This is a genomic window from Streptomyces sp. NPDC088097 (assembly GCF_044741845.1).
Taxonomy (GTDB): Bacteria; Actinomycetota; Actinomycetes; order Streptomycetales; family Streptomycetaceae; genus Streptomyces.
Map to the genome: position 1 here is coordinate 39923 of NZ_JBIUTJ010000011.1, position 24250 is coordinate 64172.

General features: G+C 73.6%; 19 protein-coding genes. 9 read left to right on the forward strand and 10 right to left on the reverse strand.

Translation table 11 applies throughout. The annotated features are described in order from the left end of the window. Positions 1–51: 51 nt before the first annotated feature. A complete protein-coding gene (locus ACIOD1_RS26005; protein WP_365615207.1) occupies positions 52–261 on the reverse strand; it encodes a hypothetical protein in 210 nt (69 codons plus the stop codon). Positions 262–427: 166 nt separating this feature from the next. Here ACIOD1_RS26005 and ACIOD1_RS26010 point away from each other — a divergent pair, with 166 nt between their 5' ends. After that, positions 428–1552 carry a DUF5937 family protein gene (locus tag ACIOD1_RS26010; protein ID WP_365615210.1) on the forward strand — a complete coding sequence of 375 codons (1125 nt, stop codon included), beginning with the start codon at positions 428–430 and terminating at the stop codon, positions 1550–1552. A 255-nt stretch (positions 1553–1807) separates the two neighbouring features. Then, complete coding sequence (locus tag ACIOD1_RS26015) at positions 1808–3361, forward strand: M28 family metallopeptidase (protein ID WP_401904911.1); 1554 nt, start codon at positions 1808–1810, stop codon at positions 3359–3361. A 99-nt stretch (positions 3362–3460) separates the two neighbouring features. Here the strand turns inward: ACIOD1_RS26015 and ACIOD1_RS26020 are convergent, their stop codons facing one another. After that, on the reverse strand, positions 3461–4345 hold the full coding sequence (locus ACIOD1_RS26020) for a hypothetical protein (RefSeq protein ID WP_401904913.1): 885 nt from the start codon (positions 4343–4345) through the stop codon (positions 3461–3463). 218 nt (positions 4346–4563) lie between these two features. Here ACIOD1_RS26020 and ACIOD1_RS26025 point away from each other — a divergent pair, with 218 nt between their 5' ends. From ACIOD1_RS26025 to ACIOD1_RS26045, 5 genes are all read left to right on the forward strand, one after another. After that, positions 4564–5769: a CapA family protein gene (locus tag ACIOD1_RS26025; RefSeq protein WP_365615219.1), complete on the forward strand. Its 1206-nt coding sequence runs from the start codon at positions 4564–4566 to the stop codon at positions 5767–5769. Between the two features lie 143 nt (positions 5770–5912). Beyond that, positions 5913–8153: a HAMP domain-containing protein gene (locus ACIOD1_RS26030; RefSeq protein WP_401905078.1), complete on the forward strand. Its 2241-nt coding sequence runs from the start codon at positions 5913–5915 to the stop codon at positions 8151–8153. A gap of 6 nt (positions 8154–8159) precedes the next feature. After that, positions 8160–9695, forward strand: coding sequence for a poly-gamma-glutamate synthase PgsB (gene pgsB, locus ACIOD1_RS26035; RefSeq protein ID WP_401904915.1), 1536 nt, complete (start codon positions 8160–8162; stop codon positions 9693–9695). Then, positions 9692–10174, forward strand: coding sequence for a poly-gamma-glutamate biosynthesis protein PgsC/CapC (locus tag ACIOD1_RS26040; RefSeq protein ID WP_365615225.1), 483 nt, complete (start codon positions 9692–9694; stop codon positions 10172–10174). The genes pgsB and ACIOD1_RS26040 overlap by 4 nt, the downstream gene beginning before the upstream one ends. 49 nt (positions 10175–10223) lie before the next feature. Beyond that, entirely contained in the window at positions 10224–11300 is a 1077-nt protein-coding gene (locus ACIOD1_RS26045) for an NlpC/P60 family protein (RefSeq protein WP_365615227.1), read from the forward strand. Positions 11301–11304: 4 nt separating this feature from the next. Here the strand turns inward: ACIOD1_RS26045 and ACIOD1_RS26050 are convergent, their stop codons facing one another. Continuing rightward, the gene (locus tag ACIOD1_RS26050; protein ID WP_401904918.1) at positions 11305–12312 is read right to left on the reverse strand and encodes an SAM-dependent methyltransferase; all 1008 of its coding nucleotides are present in this window, start codon (positions 12310–12312) and stop codon (positions 11305–11307) included. A 107-nt stretch (positions 12313–12419) separates the two neighbouring features. Here ACIOD1_RS26050 and ACIOD1_RS26055 point away from each other — a divergent pair, with 107 nt between their 5' ends. Together ACIOD1_RS26055 and ACIOD1_RS26060 are read left to right on the forward strand one after the other, a co-directional pair. Further along, a complete protein-coding gene (locus tag ACIOD1_RS26055) occupies positions 12420–13619 on the forward strand; it encodes a sensor histidine kinase (RefSeq protein ID WP_401904921.1) in 1200 nt (399 codons plus the stop codon). A 12-nt stretch (positions 13620–13631) separates the two neighbouring features. Further along, the gene (locus ACIOD1_RS26060) at positions 13632–14300 is read left to right on the forward strand and encodes a response regulator transcription factor (RefSeq protein ID WP_365615233.1); all 669 of its coding nucleotides are present in this window, start codon (positions 13632–13634) and stop codon (positions 14298–14300) included. 25 nt (positions 14301–14325) lie between these two features. Here ACIOD1_RS26060 and ACIOD1_RS26065 read toward each other — a convergent pair whose 3' ends face one another. The 7 genes from ACIOD1_RS26065 to ACIOD1_RS26095 all read right to left on the reverse strand — a co-directional run bounded on the left by ACIOD1_RS26065 (position 14326) and on the right by ACIOD1_RS26095 (position 24240). Beyond that, on the reverse strand, positions 14326–15735 hold the full coding sequence (locus ACIOD1_RS26065; RefSeq protein WP_401904924.1) for a DUF6177 family protein: 1410 nt from the start codon (positions 15733–15735) through the stop codon (positions 14326–14328). Continuing rightward, positions 15732–19778, reverse strand: a complete 4047-nt coding sequence (gene eccCa, locus ACIOD1_RS26070; protein WP_365615239.1) for a type VII secretion protein EccCa — start codon at positions 19776–19778, stop codon at positions 15732–15734. The genes ACIOD1_RS26065 and eccCa overlap by 4 nt, the downstream gene beginning before the upstream one ends. Further along, entirely contained in the window at positions 19775–20935 is a 1161-nt protein-coding gene (locus ACIOD1_RS26075) for a hypothetical protein (RefSeq protein WP_401904927.1), read from the reverse strand. Before ACIOD1_RS26075 ends, eccCa begins: the two co-directional genes overlap by 4 nt. A 16-nt stretch (positions 20936–20951) precedes the next feature. Beyond that, complete coding sequence (gene eccD / locus ACIOD1_RS26080; protein WP_401905081.1) at positions 20952–22292, reverse strand: type VII secretion integral membrane protein EccD; 1341 nt, start codon at positions 22290–22292, stop codon at positions 20952–20954. A gap of 22 nt (positions 22293–22314) precedes the next feature. Next, positions 22315–22557 carry a hypothetical protein gene (locus ACIOD1_RS26085; protein WP_365615245.1) on the reverse strand — a complete coding sequence of 81 codons (243 nt, stop codon included), beginning with the start codon at positions 22555–22557 and terminating at the stop codon, positions 22315–22317. Continuing rightward, positions 22557–23081: an immunity 49 family protein gene (locus ACIOD1_RS26090; protein ID WP_401905083.1), complete on the reverse strand. Its 525-nt coding sequence runs from the start codon at positions 23079–23081 to the stop codon at positions 22557–22559. The genes ACIOD1_RS26085 and ACIOD1_RS26090 overlap by 1 nt, the downstream gene beginning before the upstream one ends. Before the next feature lie 124 nt (positions 23082–23205). Then, complete coding sequence (locus tag ACIOD1_RS26095) at positions 23206–24240, reverse strand: hypothetical protein (RefSeq protein ID WP_401904930.1); 1035 nt, start codon at positions 24238–24240, stop codon at positions 23206–23208. Positions 24241–24250: the final 10 nt, after the last annotated feature.

Sequence of the window (24250 nt, forward strand, 5' to 3'; positions counted from 1 at the left end):
GGCCCGCAGGGGCGGACATCGGGGGGAACCTCGGCCCCGGCCCGGCGCCCCCTACCGGGTCCCCGGGCCGCCCATGAGGCGGTGGAGGGCGTGGCGCCAGGGGTGGGTCGCCGGGCAGCCGTCCAGGACCGCTCGGAACTGGGCGCCCGTGCGGGCCGCGCGCAGCACGGCGAGGTCGTCGCGGCCCGGCGGGGGCGGTGGCGGGGTCCCGTGCTGGGCCGCCCTGTAGGTGTCGACGAGGTACTGCTCGATGGCGGTCATGCATCCAGCCTCACTCCGTCGGCGGTCGGCGGCGCGATGATTGACGAGCCCCGTCAATCGACGCCTCCCACCTGCGGCGGAGCCCCCGCCCCCATCGCCCGGACGGCGGCGGCGGGACGCCACCCCCGCCCTCCCGTCCGCGGGCCGGACCGGCCAGAATGGGGCGATGGGCGTGACCATCGACATCGCAGGGCTCCCGACGGAGCGGATCGGCTTCGCGCCGTCCCCGCTCGCCGAGCTCTGCATGGCCCTGCACGCGCTCTCGCAGCCCTCCCACCACCCGGCCCTGCACTCCTGGACGACCGCCACGGCCGCCTCGCTGGACCCCGCGCTCGCGGGCCGGCTGATGGAGGCCGACTTCATGTGGCGCAGCTCCTTCTCCGACATCTTCATGGCGTTCGCCGGGATCCCCGGCGGCAGCGGCCGTCCCGCGGCGACGCTGGCCGAGGAGCTGGACGTACTCGACCGGATGGACGACGACCGGTTCGTGATGGCCGCCCTGGAGCACTGCTGGCTGGCCCTCTACAACGAGGGCGGCGGACCCTCCCCGCTGCGCGATCCGGCGGCGCGGACCAAGGCGCTGGAGGCGGCCGCCGCGCGCGGTCCCCGGCAGCTGGACTTCTCCCTGCGGCTGCTGGACGACACCGCGGCCGTACGGGTCTGGTTGCGCCGGCTGCTGGAGGACTGCGACGAGGCGTTCTTCGCCGAGACCTGGCGGCGGATCGAGCCCCGGCAGACGGCGGACGTCCGGCACAAGACGGAGGTGCTGCGCCGCAAGGGGCTGACGGCCGCCCTGAAGGAGGTGTCGGGGGCGCTCGGGGTGGACGAGGGGCTCCGTACGATCACCGCCGACAAGATGGTCAACGGGCAGACCACCGCGACCGATCCGGCGATCGGGGCCGGGCTGGTCTTCGTACCGACGAACTTCGGCTGGCCGCACCTGCTCGTCCTGCACGCGCCGGGCTGGATCCCGGTGGTGCACTACCCGCTGGACGCGGCCGGGCTCGGCCCCGCCCCCGGGTCGGTCGAGCTGCTCCAGCGCCGGATGGAGGCGCTCGCGCACCCGATGCGGATGCGGTTGTGCCGCAGCCTGGCCCGGGCCCCGTACACGACGAGCGAACTCGCCCGGGTCTACGGGCTGTCCGCCCCGGAGGTGTCCCGGCACCTGGCCGTGTTGAAGAAGGCCGGCTTGATGCGCACCGAGCGGCAAGGGCGTTATGTCCAGCACCAGTTGGACCTGTCCGTGGTGGCACGAATAGGCGCCGATTTCATCGAGGGCATTCTCCGCTGAGTCGCTCCGGCCGCCGGCCGGCACCCGGTCGGCACCCGGCCGCCGGAATATCGCCGGACGGTCGCCGGACGATGGCCTGAATTGGCCGGCGCAGACGCACCGATATGCGGATTTCACGAACCGGAAGCAGTGAAAGCCCTTCCGGGGCGGCCCTGTTGCTGCCTAACGTGCGTCCACTGCCTTGCCGCCCCACCTCCCCGCACCTGCCCCACTCCCCTGCACCCTGCGTTGCGCACCTGCCGTGAAAGGACCTTCATGCCCTCTCGCCGTATAGCCGCAGCCACCGCCGCACTGGCGGCCGCGGCCCTCGCCACCCCCCTGCTCCTGGCCGGCCCCGCCGGCGCCACGGGGAGCCCGCAGAGTGACGCCGCCCGGGGTGACGCGCTGGCCAAGAAGCTGGTGAAGGAGGCGACCGGCAAGGGTGCCAACAACCACCTGAAGGTCTTCCAGGCCCTCGCCGACTACAACAAGGGCACCCGGGTCGCCGGTTCCAAGGGGCACGTGCAGTCGGCCCAGTACGTCGAGGCCGTGATGAAGGCCTCCGGCTACGAGGTCACCCGCCACGAGTTCGACTTCGTGTACGTGGAGACCGTCTCCGAGAAGCTGAAGGTGAACGGCCCCACCGGCCGCGACGTCCCGATCAAGCTGATGACGTACACGGCCAGCGGCCCGACCGGCGGGGTCACCGCCCCCGTCGCCGTGGTCCCCGTCGACGCGGACGGCACCACCGGGTGCGAGCCCACCGACTTCGCCGCGGGCGCCTTCACGGGGAAGATCGCCCTGGTCAAGCGCGGTGGCTGCACCTTCGCCGTGAAGCAGGCGAACGCGGCGACGGCCGGCGCCGTCGGCGCGGTGATCTACAACAACACGGCGGGCGACCTCAACGGCACCCTCGGCGATCCCGAGGCGGGCAAGGTCCCCACCGGTGGCGTCAGCCAGGAGGAGGGCGAGAAGCTCGCCGCCGAGGCGGCCGGCGGTCCGGTCTCGCTGACCCTCGACATCCGCGAGTTCCGCGAGAACCGCAAGACCTTCAACGTGGTCGCCGAGACCCGGGGCGGCGACGCGAACAACACCGTCTTCCTCGGCGCGCACCTGGACTCCGTCGCGGCCGGTCCCGGCATCAACGACAACGGCTCCGGCTCGGCCGGCATCCTCCAGGTCGCGCAGCGGCTGGCGAGCAGCCAGACAAAGATCAAGAACAAGGTCCGGTTCGCCTGGTGGTCGGCGGAGGAGTTCGGGCTGCTCGGCTCCGAGGCGTACGTGGCCTCGCTGACGCCCGAACAGAAGAAGCAGATCAGGCTCTACCTGAACTTCGACATGATCGCCTCCCCGAACGCCGCCTACTTCGTCTACGACGGCGACGACTCCGACCAGGTCGGCTCGGGCCCCGGCCCGGAGGGCTCGGCGCAGCTGGAGCGGCAGATCACCGACTTCCTCGACGGACAGAAGATCCCGCACGAGGGCAGTGACTTCACCGGCCGTTCGGACTACGGCCCGTTCATCGAGGCGGGCATCCCGTCCGGCGGTACGGACACGGGCGCCGAGGGCATCAAGACCGCCGAGCAGGCCGCGAAGTTCGGCGGCCAGGCCGGGGTCGCCTACGACGTGAACTACCACGGCAAGGGCGACGACATCGGCAACATCGACCAGAAGGCGCTCGACATCAACGTCGACGTCATCGCGAACGCGGTCGGCCACTACGCCTACGACCTGGCCCCGCTGAGCCGGCCGGTCGCCTCGCAGCCGTCCACCGGCTCCGGCAACGGCGGCGGGCTGCGCCCGGGCCACGACCACGAGACGCGGCAGTAACCCGAAGCGCCCGCACTGCCGGAGCGCCCGCACTGCCGGAGCATCCGCGCAGCCGGAGCGTCCGCACTGCCGGAGCGCCCGGCCGCGCGCCAGGGGCCGTCATCCCGTCGGGGTGGCGGCCTCCGTCGCGTTCCCGGCCCACCGCGTGGTGACGTACTCGATCGCCCGCGCGGCCTCCTGTTCGCGGCCGGGCCGCGTCCGGACGGAGCGGGCCAGTTCGAGGTGCAGGAAGGGCGTCCCGCGCTCCGCGGCGAGCCGGCCCTGCTCGTTGGTGCGGCCGGACAGCTTGCAGGAGGCGGACCAAGCCCGGCAGGGTTCGATCCCCCGTGCGGCCAACTGGTCCGCCAGCAGGGCGGCTTCCTCGGTGGCCACCTCGCCGGAGCCGGTGGAGACGACGGCGCCGGCGGCGGGGACCGAGGAGTCCGCGAACCCGTGCAGTTGGATGCCGGGCAGGCCGCGGCGGGTGAGTTCGGCGACGACGGCCTGGAAGACGGATTCGGGGCGGTGGGCCATGTCGGCCACGTCGCCGGAGGGCGAGTCCCGGTCGTCCTCACCGGAGCCCGCGTCACCACCCCCGTCCCCGCCGGAACCCGCCTTGCGGTGGGCTCCGGCCAGGACCATGACCCCGCCGGGCGCGCCGCGCAGCACCTCGGCCCCCAGCCGTTCGGTGTCCTGGTCGGCGACGGGGTGCGGGACCTGGACCGACCACCGCGGGGGCGCGCCCAGGTCCACGTAGACGCGTCCCCAGCCGCGGTTGGCGGAGCCGGGGCGGGGGGCCGCGTCGGCGACCTCCGCGAAGCGGTGTCCGCCGGGCCCGTCGGTGAAGGTGTCGAGGCGGTAGTCCACCTCCTTGAGCCGCGTACGGGCATTTTCGACATCACCGTCGAAAAGGGCTGATACTCCCGCGAGGAGGGCGTCGCGCTCCGGCCGCGTCGGCACCCGGTAGCCGCCCTTCGCGGCGAATTCGGAAGTGAATCCAGACACTCTTTCGAGGAGATCCAAGGGCTGGATAGCGGAAGGAGTGGGGGGCTTGGCCTGTTCACGCGACGGGCGAACAGCAGTAAAAGCCACATAAGCGACCGTCGCGATGATCATTGAAACCATGATCGCCACAATCGTTACGTATTTTGTGAATTTCCCAGTCGTCACTGACCGAAAATAGCTCAGTGCGCATAGTCCTACCCCGTTCGGTCTTTCCCCGAATGCCCTCCTCGCTGCTGACCCTCCCACTGGCCCTCGTGCTCGCCGGCTGCGGTCTCCTCGGCGGTACGGAAGCGGCTCCGGGCGCGAACGGCTCGGCCCGGGGCAAGGGGCGCGCCTTCAGCGTGGCCGCGGCCGGCGACATCCTCATCCACCCCCAGCTCACCGAGCAGGCCGCCCGGGACGCGCGGGCCGCCGGACACCAGGGCTACGACTTCGACCGCATCATGGCCGGCGTCAAGCCCGTCATCGGCAAGGCCGATCTCGGCATCTGCCACCTGGAGCCCGTCCTCGGCGAGCCCGGCGGACCCTTCGAGAGCTACCCCGACTTCCTGGTCCCGCCCCAGATCGCCACGACGATCAAGTCCCTGGGCTACGACACCTGCTCCACGGCCTCCAACCACAGCCTCGACCACGGCCCCGAAGGCGTCTTCCGCACCCTGGACACCCTGGACCGGGCAGGCCTCAAGCACACCGGTTCGGCGCGCACCAAGGAGGAGGCCGGGCGGCCCCTCATCCTGGACGTCAAGGGCGTCAAGGTCGCGCAGCTCTCCTTCACCTTCGGCTTCAACGGGCGCGAACTGCCCCCGGAGAAGCCCTGGCTGGCCAACCTGACCAGCTTCGACGCCATCGCCGCCGCCGAGAGGAAAGCCCGCGCGGCAGGCGCCGAGGTGGTGATCCTCTCCGTCCACTGGGGCCGTGAACACCAGCCCAGCCCCACCACCCAGCAGGTGGAGCTGGCCGGCCGGATCGCCCGCGAGACGACGGTCGATCTGGTCCTCGGCCACCACGGACACGTCGTGCAGCCCATGGAGAAGATCGACGGCACCTGGATCGCCTACGGCCTCGGAAACCAGCTCGCCCGCCACGACGTCCCCAGCGGACTCACCGAGGAGGGCACGATCGGCTGGTTCGACTTCACCGAGAAGAACGGCGGCTGGGACGTCCGGGCCCGCTTCGTGCCCACCTTCACCGACATCCCGCCCGCCGCCGCGGCCACCGGGGAAGCCGGCCGGACCGCGTCCGCCGCGGCCCCCGCGCGCGACCACCGGCTCGTCGACATCGCCGAAGCCCTGCGCACCGACACGAAGCTGACGCCGGAACAGCGCGCCCGCTACCGGCTGGCCTTCGAGCGCACCCAGGGGACCCTCCTGAACCGCGGCGCCGGCAAGGACGGGCTCGAACCCCTGCACGAGCTGCCCGACTGATCCGCTCCGCCCGCCCCTCCCGTGCGACGTCCCCCGCACGACCGCCCCACCCGTACGCCCGCCCGCCCCACCCGTCCAGGAAGGACCCCGCTGTGGCCGCATCCCGCACCCAACGGCGGCGCAAGGCCCGCCGCAGGGCAGACATGTCACTGCTCGGCGGCATCAGGCCCCCGATCACCGTGCTGTCGGTACTGCTGCTCGCCCTGGCGGGTTTCACCGCGTTCAGCCTCGGCAGCGTCCACGAGGACCGGCTGCCGAAGGCCGTGCTCACCTCGCAGCAGCACTTCGCCGAAGACGGTGCCATCGCGCTGCGCGCCTCCCTGGACGAGAGCGTCGGCGACCTCGACCGGGCGGCCGCCCTCTTCTCCTCCGGCAAGCCCGTGCCCGCGGACGCCGTCCTCGACCGCATCGGCGCCGTCTACCAGAAGTGGCGCGGCACCGCCGTCGTCGAGATCGGCTCCGGCCGACTGGTCGCCGCCCGCGGGGAGAACCTCCCGCTGACGGCCATCGACAGCACCCGGCTCTCCGCCGAAGGCGGTCTGGCCCCGCGCATGGTCAAACTCCCCGGCGGCGAGACCCGGCTGATCACCCTCGCCCTGCTGAACTGGAAGGACCAGCCCCAACAACTGCTGGTGGCCTCCAGCAGCCTGCGCTTCCCCGGGATCAGCCTCGGCAAGTTCCGGTCCATCGCCGTGGTCGGTGCCGACGGCGCCGTCCTGAGCAGTGACGGCATCCCCGAGCCCGAGATGGTCACCGAGTCGGCGCGCGCCGACGTCAAACGGGACTCCAAACAGCTGGTCTCCTTCGCGAAGAGCGCCGCCCAGAAGACCAGGGCCAACCCGCTCAGCACCAAGGAACCCGGATCCGGCGGCTACCCCGGGGTCAGCGGCAGCCTGATCGGAGCCGAACACGGCGGTGACCGCGCCGCCGCCGGTTACGCCGGGCTCGCCGGCACCGAAGCGGGCGTCGGCACCAGCGCCACCAGCCTGGACCTGACCGTCGTCGCCATGGTCAACGTGGCGCAGAACCCGGCGCGCACCTCCGACGCCTTCGCCGCCATGGTCCTGGCCGGAGCCCTGCTGGTGGTCGGCGCGCTCGTCGTCGCCCTATTGGTGGCCACCGTCCAGCGCCCCCTCCTCGGACTGTTCCTGGAGAGCCGACGGCTGACCCGCGGCGACCTCGCCCGGCCCGTGACCGTCCCCCGGGGCGGGGAGGCCGCCCGGATCGGCGCCGCCCTGGAACGGCTCCGCGTCCGGCTCCTGGGCGACGCCGACCCCGCGCCGCGCTCCCGCGGCAAGCGGGGGCGCCGCACGGGCGCCCGTACGCTCCTCGCGCTGTGCGCCCTGCTGCTCCTGGCCTGGTGCCTGCCGCTGGGCCTGCTCGTCAACCGCGCGGGGGCCGACGTCGTGGTGCCCCAGCAGCTGGTCAGCGACCAGCGCGAGCGCTCCGACACCCTCAGCGACCGGGTCCGCCGCGGCCTCAACGAGAGCCAGGCCGACCTCCAGTCGGTGGCCTCCCTGATGGACGGCGACACCAGCGCCGCCCGCATGACCACCGTCCTGGAGCGCACCAGCGCGGAGCACCTGCGCTACCAGTCCCTGTACGTCCTGGAAGCCGACGGCAAGATCCTCGCCCAGGCGGGCGGCAAGCCCCGCGCCGCCGAGGGGAAGGGACCCCGCAAGAGCACCGTCGCCCTGGACGACCGCGGCAACTCGCCCGTGATCATCGCGACCGCCCCGATCCCCGGCAAGCAGGGCACCGCCGTCGTCGGCGAGCTGCGCATCGACTTCCTCAACGGGCTGCTGAAGCGGCCGGGGCTCGGACAGGTCCGGGTCGTGGACGCCGAGCACCGGGTCATCGGCTCCAACGGCGGCTACCGCGCCTTCGAGAAGCTCGGGGACGAGCGCCTCGACGCCCTCGTCAAGGGCACCAACGTGAAGGCCGGCCAGTCCGCGCGCCCGGGCAGCGTCCTCTACCGCAGCGGCGGCGACCACGTCATCGCGGCCGCCGCGCCCTTCGCGGGCGGCGGCGCGGCCGAACCACTGGACTGGACCGTCGTCACCTGGCAGTCCACCAAGGGCCTGGCCATCCAGGAGTACAGCCTCCAGAACCGCACCGTCCTCGCCGGCCTCCTCGGCCTGGCGGTCGGAGCGGCCTGCCTGGGCTGGCTCCAGATCGTCGTCGTCGCCCCGCTGCGCGAACTGGCCCGGCGTGCCGAGGCCCTCGCCGAGGGCGACCTGCGCTCGGTGGTCTACCCGCGCCACCACGACGAGGTGGGGGCCGTGACCCGCAGCCTGGAAATCATCCGACAACAGCTCCAGCAGCTCCAACAGCAGCGCAAGCAGGCCGCCGGGCAGCCGCCCGCCCCGGCCGGAAGGAACTGATCCCCCGTGCTCTTCCTCTACTGCGTGCTGCTCTTCTGCTGCCTGGTCATGCTGGTCGCCGGGATCGTGGAGCAGCGCCGGCACTTCGCCAACCTGGACCGGATACCGAACCGGGTGCTCGTCAACGGCATCCGCGGCAAGAGCTCGATCACCCGGCTGTGCGCGGGCGCCCTGCGCGGCGGCGGTCTGACCACCGTCGCGAAGACCACGGGCACGGCCGCCCGCTTCATCCACCCGGACGCCACCGAGGAGCCGGTCTACCGCAAGTTCGGCATCGCCAACGTGGTCGAGCAGATCGGCATCGTGCGGCGGGCGGCCTCGTACCGGCCGGACGCGCTGGTCATGGAGTGCATGGCGGTCATGCCGGCGCTCCAGGAGATCAACCAGTCCAAGCTGATCCAGTCGACCATCGGCGTCCTGTGCAACGTCCGCGAGGACCACGTCGCCGAGATGGGGCCGACCCTCGACGACATCGCGCGCTCCCTGTCGCGTTCGATGCCGCACGGCGGGATCTGCGTGACCGCCGAGAAGGAGCGCTTCGACGTGCTCCAACTGGAGGCGGACGCCCGCGACTGCAAGTTGATCTACGCCGACCCCGACACGGTCTCCGACGCGGAGCTGCGCGGATTCAGCTGGTTCACCTTCAAGGAGAACGTCGCCATCGCGCTCACCGTCGCCGAACTCCTCGGCGTCGACCGGGCCACCGCCCTCACCGGGATGTACGAGGCCCCGCCGGACCCGGGCGTGCTGTCGGTCGAGCGCTACCTGGCCCCGGAGGGCAAGCGGCTGCGCTTCGCCAACGTGTTCGCGGCCAACGACCCCGAATCCACGCTGATGAACATCAACCAGTTGCTGGACCTGGGCGCGGTGGACCGCCCGCTCAACGTGGTGATCAACTGCCGTCCCGACCGCGTCGAGCGCAACGGCCAGATGGGATCGATCGTCCCGGAACTCCAGCCGGACAAGGTGTTCGTGATCGGTCACCCCGCCAAGAGCGCCATCGACGCGATCCCGGCCGAGTGGCGCGACCGCGCCGTGGACCTCGGCGGGGACCAGCGCGACGGCGAGGAGTTCATGCGGGAGCTGCTGGGGCACCTCGGCGCCGACTCCTCGCTCGTCGCGATCGGCAACATCCACGGCCAGGGCGAGATCCTGCTGGAGCACCTGGCGGAGCTGCCGCCGGACGAGAGCGAACCGGCCCGCAAGGACCCGCCGCCGCGGGAGGAACCGGCGCCGGCGCCGGTGCCGGTGTTCTCCCGCCCGTTCGACCCGTACGCGGAGGATCCGTACGACGAGGACCCGTACGCGCGGACCCCGTACGGCCACGACCCGTACGCCCAGACCCCCTACGGACAGGGCCCGTACGCCCAAGCCCCGTACGCCCAGCCCCCGTACGCCCAGCCCCCCTACGGGCAGGCACCGCACCCGCAGGCCCCCTACGGCCAGGCACCGCACCCCGACCAGAACCCGCATCCGCATCCGCATCCGCACCACCCGGACGCCCGGCCGGGGCCGTGGCAGAACCCAGGAGAACCCCGTTGATCCCCGCCGTCCTCACCCCCGAGATCGCCGCGATCGGCATCGCGCTGGGCCTGCTGTTCTCCCTGCTCTGCTACCTCACGACCAACCTCTCCCCCGGCGGCATGATCACCCCGGGTTGGCTCGCGCTGACCCTCATCGAGGACCTCCAGCGCGCCGCCCTCGTCGTCGGCATCACCGTGATGACGTACGTGCTGACCCTGCTCACGCAGAAGTTCGTCATCCTCTACGGCAAGCGCCTGTTCGCCGCGGTCGTCCTCATCGGCGTCCTGCTCCAGGCCACCGTGGTGATCGTGCTCCAGATGGAGTTCCCGCTCCTGTACGCGAACCAGACCCTCGGCTTCATCGTCCCGGGGCTGATCGCCTACCAGCTCGTGCGCCAGCCCAAGGGCGCCACCCTGCTGGCCACCGGCAGCGCCACGCTCATGACGTACGTCGTGCTGACCGCCGGGATCCTGCTCGGCGTCATGCCCGCCGCCTGACCCCTCCCCCGCCCCCGCCCCCACCCACCGCTGCCACGGAGCGACCCGTATGACCGCCTCGCCGAAGAAGGGCCGCCGCAACCGCTCCGCGCTGCACACGGCCGTCGTGCTCACGCTGCTGGCCGGCAGCGCCTACCTCACGTACGCCCTGCGCACCGAGGAGCAGGCCAAGACGCCCGCCGTGCGGATCGTCGCCGGCAAGAGCGGCGTCGGGACGGGCGAGGCCGGGGCCGAGAAGTGGGAGCGCGTCCAGAGCCCCGCCCGGTCGGTGCTCCGGGACGCCTCGGGGCGGGTCCTGGCCGCCTTCACCGACGGCGCCCGCACCGCCACCCTCACCGGCCCCAGCCGCACCTTCGCCGAGCCCGCCACCACCAGCTCCCGGGTCGTCACGGAGGACTGGGTGCGGCTCATGCCGCAACCGTGGAAGCAGGGTGCGGAGAGCCAGGCCTGGTTCAAGGAGTGGTTCAAGAAGTACTTCGGGAGCACCGAGGAGGACATCTTCGCGACGGCCTTCCAGTACGGCGACCAGGCCCCGGTGAAGAAGGACGCGCAGGGCGTCCCGTACGCCGGTGACGCCTCCTTCGGCCCGCTCAACCCCAACGGCTCCGTCGGCAACGACCTGCGCCTGGAGCAGTCGGACTTCTACGACTACCTCGGCAAGCCGTACGCCTTCCGCAACGGCGTCACCCGACAGCCCACACCCGCCCGCTACCGGGCCATCGACTGCTCGGGCTTCGTGCGCACCGTGTTCGGCTACCGGGCCCGCTACCCCCTGATGCCCGACGACACCCCCGGCGCCGGCCTCCCGCGCACCGCGAACGGCATCGCCCGCTCCGCCCTCGGCACGGACGTCATCCCCCTCAAGGGGGTCGGCGCGGCGGACCGACCCGCCTCCATAGACGTGCTCCAGCCCGGTGACCTGGTCTTCTTCAAGCTCGACCAGCGCACCAAGGACCGCCTCGACCACACGGGCATCTACCTGGGCAACGACGCCGACGGCCACAAGATCTTCATCTCCAGCCGCGAAGAGGCCAACGGCCCGACCATCGGCGACAAGGGCGGTGCCTCGCGCCTCGACGGCAACGGCTACTACGCGACGACCCTGCGCAGCGCCAAGCGGCTCTGAGCGCTCACACCACCGCCGGCCATGCCGGGATCCCGACCGGCTGGACCAGCCAGCCGAAGTCGCCCAGGCCGCCGCGCGCCGTGAGCTCCGCCGCCTCGCCGGCCGCCGACAGGGCCCGTACGTAGCCCACCGGATCGGTGGAGGCCAGGGCCAGCGGGGGGCGGGCCCCCGAGACGCCGAGGGCGGTCAGGGCCTCGCGCTGGGTGAGCAGGCGGGCGCCCGGCCCCGCGCAGGCGTCCAGCGCCACGTGCGCGGTGACGTCGCGGTCGCCGTCCGGGACGGGGGGGACCTCGCGCCCCTCGCGAAACCCCGTCAAGGTGCCGTACGGGGGGCGGGCCGCGCGGGTGTGGGCGTAGTCCACCGCCACCGCCAGGCCCCGCTCCAGGGTGGCGACGGCCGCCGCCCAGGCCTCGTCCCGGGTCCGGCCGATCTCCGACCGACGGCCCTCCTCCCCCGCGCCGGGCCACCACCGCTCCAGCCAGGCCCGGTCCGCGGCGTCGAGGGGGCCGCCCGGGCTCTCCGTACCGTCCGGGGAGACCAGGACGTAGCGGCCGTCCTCGGCGAGGTCCAGGGGGACGTTGTCCAGCCACTCGTTGGCGAACAGCAACCCCGTCGTCCCCTCGGGCGGCTCGGCCACCCACCGCACCCGCGGGTCCCGCGCCCCGGGCTCGGCCGCGCGCTCGACCGCGTACGGCCGCACCCGCGCCGCCACCTCGTCCGGCAGGGCCGCGAGCACCCCGGTCAGCAGTTCCCCGCGCCCGGCGCCCACGTCCACGAGGTCGAGCCGCTCCGGGCGGCCCAGCTCCTCGTCCACGTGCACCAGCAGCCGGGCCACGGCCCCGGCGTACAGCGGGGAGGCGTGGACGGATGTGCGGAAATGCCCGGCGGGACCCGGCCCTCCGGGGCGCACGTAGAAGCCGTCCGGACCGTAGAGCGCGGCCTCCATCGCCGCACCCCACCGGACCGGCCGCAGGTCCTCCCCACCACCCCTGACACCACCCTGAGCGCTCATCCCACAAAGGCTAAGCTCACCCTCCACCTTGGGGAGTACGCCCCCGTCGCAGGGATCGCACCTGTGGTTGACTCCAGCACCTATCTCCGTTCCCTACTCTGGGTTACGTGCAGCGCCTCTACGACTTCATCCGCAGACACCCGACGGGCGTCGACTGCCTCTGGGCGGTCCTCCTGCTCGGGCTGTCCCTGCTGAGCGTCGTCGACATCCCCTCGGGTCCGAGCGCGCGGCTGGCCGCCGTGCCGCCCGTGCTGACCCTGACGGCGGTCCTGGCGCTGCGCCGCAAGTGGACCGTGCCGATGTTCTGGCTGGCCGTCGCCACCGGCGCCTACCAGTTGGCGCTCGGGGTCCAGGTGCAGACCTTCGACCTGGCGATGCTCGTCGTCCTCTACACGGTGGCGGCCGCCTCCGACGTGTCACGGCGGATGTCGCGGCTCGCGTTCGGCATCGGCCTGACCGCCGCCCCGCTGTACGCGGTGCGCTTCGGCGACCAGGTCGACAAGGGCAGCGACACCTTCCTCTTCACCCTGTTCCTGATGGTCCCCTTCGCCCTCGCCTGGGTGATGGGCGACTCGGTGCGCACCCGCCGCGCCTATTACGCGCAGCTCGTGGAGCGCAACCACCGGCTGGAGAAGGAGCGCGAGGCGCAGGCCAAGGTGGCGGTGGCCGGCGAGCGCGCCCGGATCGCCCGCGAACTGCACGACGTCGTCGCGCACAACGTGTCGGTGATGGTGGTCCAGGCCGACGGGGCCGCGTACGTCATGGACGTGGCGCCCGAGCAGGCCAAGGAGGCCCTCCAGACCATCTCGGGGACGGGCCGCCAGGCCCTCGCGGAGATGCGCCGGCTGCTGGGCGTGCTGCGCACCGGGGAGCCGCAGGACTCCGAGGACTACGTGCCGCAGCCGGACGTGGAACAGATCGAGGTGCTGGTCGAGCAGGTCCGCGCCTCCGGGCTGACGGTGGACTTCGAGATCGAGGGGGCTCCGCGCAAGCTGCCCAGCGGGGTGGAGCTGACCGCGTACCGGATCGTGCAGGAGGCGCTGACGAACACGCGCAAGCACGGGGGTCCGGACGCGAGGGCGAGCGTCCGGCTGGTCTACTTCGACGACGGGCTGGGCCTGTTGGTGGAGGACGACGGCCGGGGCGCGGCGCACGAACTGTACGAGGACGGCGGCGCGGACGGCGCCGGACACGGTCTGATCGGGATGCGGGAGCGCATCGGTATGGTCGGAGGCACCCTGGACGCGGGACCGCGCCCCGGCGGCGGCTTCCGGATCAGCGCGTTGCTCCCGCTCAAGAAGAGGTAGAGGTATTCACCGATGTCCATCCGAGTGATGCTGGTCGACGACCAGGTGCTGCTGCGCACGGGCTTCCGGATGGTGCTCGCCGCCCAGCCGGACATGGAGGTCGTCGCCGAGGCGGGGAACGGCCTGGAGGCGCTGGAGGTGCTGCGGGCCACGAAGGTGGACGTGGTGCTGATGGACGTCCGCATGCCGAAGCTCGACGGGGTCGAGGCGACGCGCCGGATCTGTGAGCCCGAGGAACACCCGAAGGTGATCATCCTGACCACCTTCGACCTGGACGAGTACGCCTTCTCCGGGCTGAAGGCGGGCGCGAGCGGCTTCATGTTGAAGGACGTGCCGCCCGGGGAGCTGTTGGCGGCGATCCGCTCGGTCCACAGCGGGGACGCGGTGGTGGCCCCGTCCACCACGCGCCGGCTCCTGGACCGCTTCGCGCCGATGCTGCCGTCGACCTCCGCCGAGCCGCGGAACAAGGACGTCGAGCGGCTCACGGACCGGGAGCGCGAGGTGATGCTGCTCGTGGCCCAGGGACTGTCCAACGGGGAGATCGCGGCCCGGCTGGTGCTGTCGGAGGCCACGGTGAAGACGCACGTGGGCCGGATCCTGACCAAGCTGAGCCTGCGCGACCGGGTCCAGGTCGTGGTGCTGGCCTACGAGACGGGGCTGGTCCGCGCCGGCGGGATGTGACCCCGCCGGGCGGCGCCCGCGAGCGCTAGAGCGTGGGCACCGCCGTGCGCAGGTGGGTCAGGAGCGTGGCGAGGGTGTCCCAGCCCGCCGGGTCGGTGCCCGCTCCCAGCGGGTAGTGCAGTCCGGGCCGTCGGGCCGGTCCCACCTGGGCGGGCTTGAGGGCCAGCGGCGGGCGCCGGGCCTCCGTCAGGGTGGCTTCGGCGACTCCGGCGCTGCCGAGGGTGAAGGACACCGGGAGCGGGGGCGCGGCCAGGTGCGGGCCCACGCCGAGGTCGCGCCGGCCGGGTCCGGTCGTGGCGAGCATGCTGATCAGGCCGTGCCCGGTGACCAGGGTGTCGGCCAGCCCCTCCAGGGCGTCGAGCGGGAGTTCCTCGTCGGGGCCGTGGCCGAGGGTGAGGGTGATGTCCTCCTCGACCCCGGTGGCGGTGCGCGTGATCCGTACGGTGGCCAGCGCGGGCCGCTCCGGCCGGCCGACGGCCGTGATCAGGGTCGGCTCGGGGGCGCGACTCCGGGCGAGGTCGGTGAGCAGGCGGGGCGACCAGGGCAGGTTCACGGGTTCGGCGGTGCCCCAGCCGGCGGGGGGTCCCCCGGTGAGGGCCCGCCAGGCGGCCTCCAGGGAGCGGCCGAGCAGCAGCTCCCGCTCGGCGGAGTGCCCGGTGCGCACCCGCAAGGTCAGCAGGCGCTCCCCCGAGGTGTCGGCGCGGACGAAGGCGGCGGCGGGCCGGGACGCCCCGGCGGCGTCGCGGGCGGGGGCGAAGGTGCCGTCCTGCCAGCTCAGGACCGCCCCGGACAGGCCGTCGTAGTAGCCGCACTCCGGGTCCTGGACGACCCAGCGGTTCGGCGCGCCCGTGAGGGCGGCCCGTAGGAGCGGGCTGAGCCGGCAGTGGCCGGGGGTGACGATCTGGAGGGCCGCGCCGAAGCCGGCCGTGGTGCGCAGGACGTCCGACAGCCAGGCGGTCAGCGCGATCACCGGGCGGTCGGCGAGGACCACGGCGGTGGACTCGGTGACCACGTCGACGGTGGGCAGGGCCCCGACGGGCGCGGGCGCCGCCGAGGCCGCGGAGGTCACCGGGACGGCGCCGACCCGACCGGCCCCGGCCGGCCAGACCTCGCCCCCGAGCACCTCGGCGAGACGCCCGGCCACGGCTCCGGCGAGGGCGGCGGCCTCGGGGACGGCGGTGGAGGCCCGGGTCTCGGTCCACCACACCGGGGTGGCACAGGGAGTGCCGAGGAGCCGTTCGGTCTCGCCCGGGACCTGGACCAGGACGGGCGCCTCCACCGAGACCAGGGGCCGGCCGCCCGCGCCCAGCAGCTGGATCACCGCTCCCTCGGCGGCGGTGGCGGCGTCGAGTTCCGGGCCGCCCGCCGCGAGGGCCACCAGCAGGGCGGTGGTGTCGGGCATCTTCGGGGTGAGGGCGATGACGTCCTTGGTCACGAGGGGGCCCCGTTGGCTTCCTTGTCGAGGGGGGTCGGCGCCAGCGCGGTCTGCACGACCTGGTGGGGGCGCCCGCGCCGCACCAGCGTGCCGCGGCCGGGCGGTTGGGCGCTCGCGTACAGCTGCGGGAAGAGCTGCCCTTCGGAGCGTTCGCCGTTCATGACGAGGGCCGTCGTGCCCGATTCGCGCAGGGTGGTCATCAGCGGCTCGTACAGGGCCCGCGAGGCTCCGGCGACCCGCCGGGCCACCACGAAGTGCAGGCCGATGTCCTGGGCGGACGGCAGGTAGGGGACGAAGGCCTGGAGGGGCTGTTGTCCGGCGGTGGTGAGGATGTCGTAGTCGTCGACGAGAACCACGATGCGCGGTCCGACGAAGCCCGGTCCGTCGCCGGCGACGGCGTCGGGGTCGATGCCGTCCTCGGGGAGGCGCTTGTCGAGTTCCTTGGCGATGCCGGCCGACAGGGCGGCGGCGACCTTGCCGTTGTGGGCGTAACCGCCCCGATAGGGCTCGGGGACCACGCCGCGCAGCCCGCGCCGGGGGTCGTAGACGGCGAAGACAAGTTCGTCCTCGCCGTGGCGGGCGATGAGCTGGCGGGCGATCAGGGAGAGCAGGTTGGTCTTGCCGCACTCGTTGTCGCCGAGGATCAGCAGGTGCTGGTCCTGGCCGAACAGGTCGAGGAGGACGGGCGCGAGCACGTCCTGGTCCACGCCGACGGGGATCCGGTACGGCTCCTCGTCGGCGGAGGGCAGCCGCGCGGCGGGCAGCCGCGCGGGCAGGACCCGTACGGGGGCGGCGATCTCGCCGTGCCAGGTGGCGCGGACGGTGCCCGCGGCGGCCTCCAGGGCGGCGGCCAGGTCGGTGGTGCCGATGCCGGAGTCGATGCGGGGCAGGGCGGTCTGCGCGAACAGCTTGCCGTCGGTGAGGACCCGGCCGGGGGTGTCCGGGGACAGGGTCTCGGACAGCTTGCGGTCGATGGCGGAGTCGGAGGGGTCACCGAGGCGCAGTTCGACGCGCCCGCCGAAGAGGGACTGGTTGGCGATGCGTACGTCGTTCCAGCGGAGCATGCCCGCGACCACGTGGATGCCGTAGCCGCCGCCCCGCTTGAGGAGGTCGGTGACGGCGTCGTCCAGTTCGGAGAACTCCTCGCGCAGGGCGCCGTAGCCGTCGACGAGCAGCACGATGTCGGTGGAGGCCAGTTCGGGGACGGCGCCGTCGGCGCGCAGCCGGCGCAGTTGGTCGACGGAGTCGATGGAGTGCTCGCGGAACAGCTGCTCGCGGGCGGCGAGCATGCCCCGCACCTCGGCGACCGTACGGGCGGCCCGTTCGCGGTCGGCGCGGCCGGCGATGCCTCCGACGTGCGGGAGTCCGGCGAGGGCCGCGAGGCCGCCCCCGGCGAGGTCGAGGCCGTAGACGGCGACCTCCTGCGGGGTGTGGGTCAGCGCGAGGGACAGGGCGAGGGTGCGCAGCAGGGTGGTCTTGCCGGACTGGGGGCCGCCGGTGACGGCGGTGTGCCCGCCCGCGACCTTGAGGTCGAGCTCCCAGGGGCCGCGCCACTGCCGGGCCGGGTCGTCGAGCAGGCCGAGCGGCACCGTCATCGGCGGGCGGCGGCGGTCGCCGAAGCGCAGCCCCTCGCCGGTGACGGTGAGGGGTCCGGCGGCGGAGTCGAGGGGGACCGCGTCGGGCAGCGGCGGCAGCCAGATCCGGCGTACGGGCGGGGCGGCCCGGGCGAGCTGCTCGACGATGACGGAGAGCACGCTGGGCCCGGTCTCGCGGGCGGTGGCCGTGGGCTTGTCCTCGACGCCCTCGGACGGGGCGGCGCTGTCCTGGAGGGTGTTGAAGGACGGGTAGGGCAGGGCGAGGGAGGCCCGGTCGGCGTCGTCGCGGTCGAGGACGGGACCCCGGTGGCGGCCGGAGACGTAGCCGGCCTTGAAGCGGGTGTAGGTGGAGGTGTCCACCTTGAGGTAGCCGAAGCCGGGCAGCGGCGGCAGTTGGAAGGCGTCGGTGGTGTCGAGGACGGTGCGGGACTCGTCGGCGGAGAAGGTGCGCAGGCCGAGCCGGTAGGAGAGGTAGGTGTCGAGGCCCTTGAGCTTGCCGCCCTCGATGCGCTGGCTGGACAGCAGCAGGTGCACGCCGATGGAGCGGCCGATGCGTCCGATGGAGAGGAACAGGTCGATGAAGTCGGGCTTCGCGGTGAGCAGTTCGCCGAATTCGTCGATGACGACGAACAGGTGCGGCAGCGGCTCCAGTTCGGGCTTCTCGGCACGCAGGACGGCGTAGTGGCCGATGTCGGCGACGTGTCCGGCGTCCTTGAGGACCTGCTGGCGGCGCTTGACCTCGCCGGCGAGGCTGCTGTGGACCCGTTCGACGAGCCCGGCCTGGTTCTCCAGGTTGGTGATGACACCGGCGACGTGCGGGAGTTCCTCGAAGGGCGCGAAGGTGGCGCCGCCCTTGTAGTCGACGAGGACCATCGCGAGGTCCTCGGGCGAGTGGGTGGCGACCAGGGCCAGGACGAGCGTACGGAGCAGCTCGCTCTTGCCGGAGCCGGTGGCGCCCACGCACAGCCCGTGCGGGCCCATGCCGAGCTGCGAGGACTCCTTGAGGTCGAGGAGGACGGGGCCGTGGCGGTCGTCGATGCCGATCGGCACGCGCAGGAAGTCCCGCTCCCCGCGCGGGGCCCACAGCCGCTCGACGTCGAGGGCGGCGGGGTCGTCGATGCCGAGGAGGCCCATGAAGTCGACGGGTCCGGAGACGGGGGTGCCCTCGGCGACGGACTCGGCGGACAGCCGCAGCGGGGCGAGCATGCGGGCCAGGCCCTCGGCGGTGGCGGGGCCGAGGTCGTCGCACCGACCCTCGGCGGCGGGGGCCTGCGGGGTGCGCAGGTCCCGGACGGTGACGTGGACGCCGTCGGGGCCGCCGGAGCCGTCGACGGTGATCCGTATGGACACCTCGTCCGGTTCGTGGACCTGCTCGGCGAGCAGGTGGATCACGGTGGTGTTCATGTCGGCCAGGCCCACCGCCGTGTCGGGGCGGGGCAGTTCGACGGCGTTCTCGCCGTACTCGTCGCTGATCACGAGCAGCCGTCCGGCGAGCCGCAGCGCGTCGCGGCCGGACAGGCCCCGGCGCACCTCGGCGGCGTAGGAGGCCCGGCGGCGCAGTTCGGGCGCGAGGACGCCGGCGGCGAGGCGGGGCAGGCCGGGGGCGATGCGGCGGGCGGCGACCGGCCCGTCCTGTTCCTGCGGGTCGAGGACGTGGGGCAGCCACTTGGCCCACTCCCAGTCCTGTTCCATGCGGTCGCCGGGGATGCCGAGGGCGATGGCCACGTCCTCGGGGGCGTGCAGGACGGCGGTGTGCGTGAGCAGGGCGCGGGCCACGCGCAGGACGCCCTCGCGGTCGCCGATGACGCTGATGTTCCCGGCCCGGTCGAGGGGCACGGTCAGCGGGAAGTCGCTGGCGCGGGCGAAGCGGGACATGAGGGCGCCGGCCTCGTTCAGCATGAAGCGGTCGGGCGGGGTGAGGACCCCGCCCGCCCCCTGCCCGAGAGCGGGTTGCTGGACGGCGACCGCGCCGGTGCCCAGGCGCGGGCGCAGGAAGTCGGCGTCGGTGCGGCGGCGTTCCCACAGCCGGGCCGGGTCGCGGACGAGGTCGTAGAGGGCCTCGGGCGGCGGATTGAGGCGGCGGGCCTCCTCGCGCAACGCCTTCTCCCGGGCGCCGAGTTCCTCGCGCTGCTCCTCCAGGTACTCCAGGTAGCGCTCGCGCTGGGCGCGGCGGGTGCGCTGGGCCTTGCCGCGCTGGGACCAGAACAGGGCGACGGCGCCGATCAGCGCGAAGACCAGGACGATCGCGCCGACGGCCGCGAACTGGCTGTTGCGGATGACCGTCATCATCACGACGGAGCCCATGACTCCGGCCATCGGCAGCAGGGCCGTGGCCGGGCTGCCGATCTTGCCCTCGGGCAGGTTCGGCGGTGCCTCGACGGTGTGCGGTTCGGCGGGGGCCGGCGGCAGGGTGCCCCGGGCGGGCCGGTGGACCAGCTGTTGCGTCACTTCGGGCCTCCGGCGCCGGTCGCCGGCAGCGCGACGGCCCGCTGGAGCACCTCGGCGGCCAGCCGTACGCTCGCCTCCCGGGTCCGCGCGCCGAGGAGTTCGGTGCGGACGGCGCCGCCGGAGGCGAGGTGGCGGTCGTAGGGCAGGACGACGACCCCCGCGCCGGTGGCCCGCAGCTTCTCGGCGGCCTTGTCGAGGTCGAGGGCGGGGTGGGGGGACTGGGCGGTGAGCACCACGACCGTGCGGGGCAACACGGGCACGGGGAGGGTGGCCAGCCAGTCGAGGACGGCGAGGGTGGACACCAGCCCCTCGGTGGTGGCGGGGGTGGTGAGGACCCGGGCGTGCGCGGTGTCGAGGGCGGTACGGGCCACCTCGCCGGGCAGGGTCTCGCAGTCGACGACGGTGACCCCGAAGTAGCGGCGCAGCGCGACCATCACGGTCCGGTAGGTGGCCACGTCCACCTGGGCGCCGATCCGGCCCTGGCTGCCGGGCAGCAGCCAACCGCCGTCGGCGAGCGGGACGAGGTAGCCCGTGACGTCGGTGAGCTGCATGGAGGGGCGGACGATCTGGGCGAGGTCGCCGCAGGTCCAGCGCAGCGACCGCACGCCGAGCCGGACGGGGAGGGTGCCGAGGGCGGCGTCCGCCTCCACGGTCAGCACCGGGTCGTGCCGGAGGTGGTTGTAGGTGCGGCTGAGGAGGGCGGTGACGGTGGTCTTGCCGGAGCCGCCCCGGATGCTGGTGACGACGATGTGCCGGCCGGTGGTGACGGGCTGCTGCACCTGCGTCGCGAGCCCGGTCTCGACGGCGACGGCCCTGGCCACGGAGGAGCCGAGCGCCCCGCGCAGGGTTCGCAGGGCGCGGCGCGCCAGGGGGTCGCCGTGCCGGGCGCGGCCGACGGGGGCGTCGGCGCCGGGGACCTGCACGGTCTCGGGGGCGACGCGGCCGGTGGCCTGCGCGTAGGCGTAGGGGGCCGGGGGCGGCGCGGGGGCCTGCGCGAGGACGGGGCCGGCGGGCGCCGGGTGCACGGGGCCGGGGCCGGGGCCGGGCGGTGCGGGCGTCGGCGCCGCTCCGGTCAGCTCGCCGAGGACCCCGGCCTGCCAGTCGTCGTGCCGGTTCACGTCCTGCCGGTTCACGTCGTGCCGGTTCATGTCTGACATGTGTGAGTCGCAACCCTTACGCGAAGGTGCCGAGCAGCCGCCCGTACACGCCGAACACCCCGATGAGCAGCGGGAACAGCACGATGACGCCGAGCGACTCGGCGGTGTCCCCGAACCGCCGCAGCCGGACCCGTACGTGCTCGGGCGGCTGGACCGCGAGCACGCCGAGCGACAGCAGGGCCAGCACCAGCAGGGCGGCCAAGGGCCCGGCCGCGCCGGACCGCTCCGCCCACACCAGCAGGGCCGCCACGGTGACGGCCGCGCCGCCCAGGAGCAGCGCCACCACCTCCGCGACGAGCGGGAACGCCCGGGCGCGCAGCCACAGCACGGCAGCGGTCGCCACGGCCAGGGACACCGTCCAGACGTCCGGGTCCCGCAGCGCCAGAACCCCGCCCGCGCCCGCCGAGACGGCGGTGGCCAGGGTGGCCAGCGCCATGCCCCGGTGGGTGGCGCCGAGGGCGGTCGCGACCTTGTACCGGCTGACCGAGGCCCCCCGCGCCCGCTGGTCGTCGAGCCCGGTCAGTCCGGCCGCCGCCAGCGCGAGACGCGGCAACATCCCCAGCAGCACCACCGACACCACGGCGAGCACGGCTCCGGTACGGGCCCCCGAGCCGCCCTGGAGCACGGCCACGACCTCCCAGGCCCCGGTGAGCACCACCAGGGCGGCCGCTCCGACGAAGCCGCCCCGCCCGAGCGGCGTGAACCACCCCAGCAGCGCGAGCGCGACGGTCAGCGCCGCGGCCACCGCCGCGAGCCGGCCCATGGCCCCCCAGTGCTGCGCGTCGCCCAGGGTCCACGCCCCGAGCACGCCGACGGCGCCGGTCGTGGCCAGCAGGGCCGCCGCGATCCCGGACCGCCCGAGCCGCCCGAGCAGCGCCCCGGCGAGCCCGCAGCCGGCGGCGCCGGCGAGCAGGACCCCGGCCACCGCGCCCGGCGCGAACTCCCGGCGGGCGAACCAGCCGGCGAGCAGCGCCCAGGCGACCAGGGCCGCCCCGGAGGTGACCCTGCGCGCGGCGGGCCGCCAGCGCCAGGCCCGTACGTCGAGGTCCTCGGCCGCCTCGTCGGTGACGTCGTGCACCACCGGCGCGGACGGCACGTCCTGCACCCGGACCAGGCGCAGCACGGCCCCGTCGACGATGCCGGCGTCCGCGAGGGAGGTGTCGTGTTCGAGCACCGACCCGTCGCCGGTCACGAGGTGGCGCAGCGTCGGCTGCGCGGCCACGCGGTCGTCCAACATCCGTATGACGTCGGGCAGGAGCCGCCCGACGGGTTCCTCGGAGGGCAGTACGAGATCCATCCGCCGCCGCTCACCGACGAGGGTGACCCGACTCAACGCCGTACCGCTTCCCGCCCCCATGCTCACCACGCGCCCGAACCTATCACCGTGTACTGACCTGCCCCGGGGTGCCGACCTTGCCGATGAGGCGGTGCGAGATGAACGACCAGCCGACGCAGCCGGCGCACAGCACGGCCGCGATGACGAGCCCGGCGACGGCCTTCCCGATCCGTTCGTCGGCCATCCGCCGGCCGCGTTGGGCCCCGAACAGCACGGCGTCCCGCATCCGGCGCCGCCGTACCGCGACCGACTCCAGCAACTGGCTGTCGTAGTCCTCTGCCGCCATCACGCCCCCTCCCTGTCGCCCCCGACGCTAGTACGTCCGTTCCCCCCGGCGAAACCGGCGCCCGCCCCCGCTTCCGTAACGATGTCCCCGCCGACCCGGGATCGCCTGAGGAGGTGCGCGGGCAGATACGGGGACTCGACCCGGACCGGAATCCCGCCGTCATGGGCGAGACAGGCCACCGCGAGGATGCCAAGCGGCACGAGCCCGTCGATGTCACCGGCCCGCTCGGGCGTCGCCGTCCAATACCGCCGATGAAGCTCCAGAGCCTCCAACAGCGTCGCGTGAAAAGCCGCCTCGTCCTTGCCGAGGAACGTGTAGAACACATTGATCGGCGGATGCGCCGCCTGCCGGATGTACTCCCGACCCGCGATCACCGCGACATCCGGATGCGTCCGGTCGAACGTCGCCGTCAACTGCTCCACCAACCCCGGCCGCTTCAACCCATACGCCTGGAGCGCCGCCACCCAGTGGTACAGGTAATCGTCGTGATCCGTGCCAGAAGCCCTCAGCACGTCGAGCGGCAGCTCAGAGGGAGTGGGCTAAGGTCCTGCGGCGGATCGTGACCGATGTCGAGGCGGGGGCGGTGGCGTTGGATGACGACGACGTCCTCCTCCGCGCCAAGACCCTGCTCGTCGCCTGAGGCGGGGTTCAGTACCTGGCCGACCGTTCCGCCAAGGCGTCCAGCGAGGCCGCCTCGTGCTCCTCGGTGTCGACCGCCGAGCCTTCCGGGCCGCTGTGCGACCCGCCCAAGAGCCCCTGCCACGCCCGGAGGGCTCCGGCGCCCCGCAGTCGCTCGGCGCGGAGCCCGAGCAGCCACGGCACGCCGGCCTCGAAGGCCGCGTCGCCGGCCGCCGTACGGGGCTCGTACCCGGCCGCCTCGTCACCGACGGACGCCCAGAGGTAGCCGAGGACCCGCTCCCCGCGTCGTACCCGTGCGTAGCGGACGGGGCGGTCCGTGGTGCTCGCGAAGTCCTGGCCCTCGGAGGGCGCGGGGAGCATCCCCATGAGCCGCTTCCAGCGTGCCGGGACCTCGAACGTGCCCCAGGAGTCCTCGTACTCCGCCCCCTCCACCAGCAGGTCGGCGAACCCTACGGTGGTGGGCCGGGCGTGCCGGGTGGGGTCCCCGGGGTCGACCTCCGATCCCGTCAGTTCGGAGATCCGTCGCAGAGCGGCAGCGAGACGGGGCGCGTTCTCGGCGGCCACCTCGGGCTGCGGGCGCTCCCTCAGGTCGAGGGTCAGCCAGGCGTCCGCATAGGCGGCCAGCGCGAGCACCACCGCACCCTCGCCCCACACGTCGATCCGTACGCTGAACCGCTTCTCCGCACGGCGCCCGACTCCGGCCTCCGACCACTCGCCGGCCTGCTTCAGGCTCAGCGTCAGCAGGCGCCCCGGCAACAGGCCCACGTCAGCGGCCCGCCCGACCGCGTCCGTGACACCCGGGCCGAAACCGTCACCCGGCCCCACGGGAACGTCACGGATCTCGTACCGGGGAACGGTCACGGCACGCCGCTCGCGCAGGACGATCGACGCCGTGCCCTCGCCCGTGACCAGCCCGAGGGCGACCAACGTGTCCCCGACGTCCGTCAGCAGATCGAGCGCCGCCCTCGGCGTCCCGTCCTCGGAGGCGCGGGCGACCGGGGCGGGCTCCCAGAACCATGCGCCGACCGGCTCGGATGTGATCACAGCTCTCCCG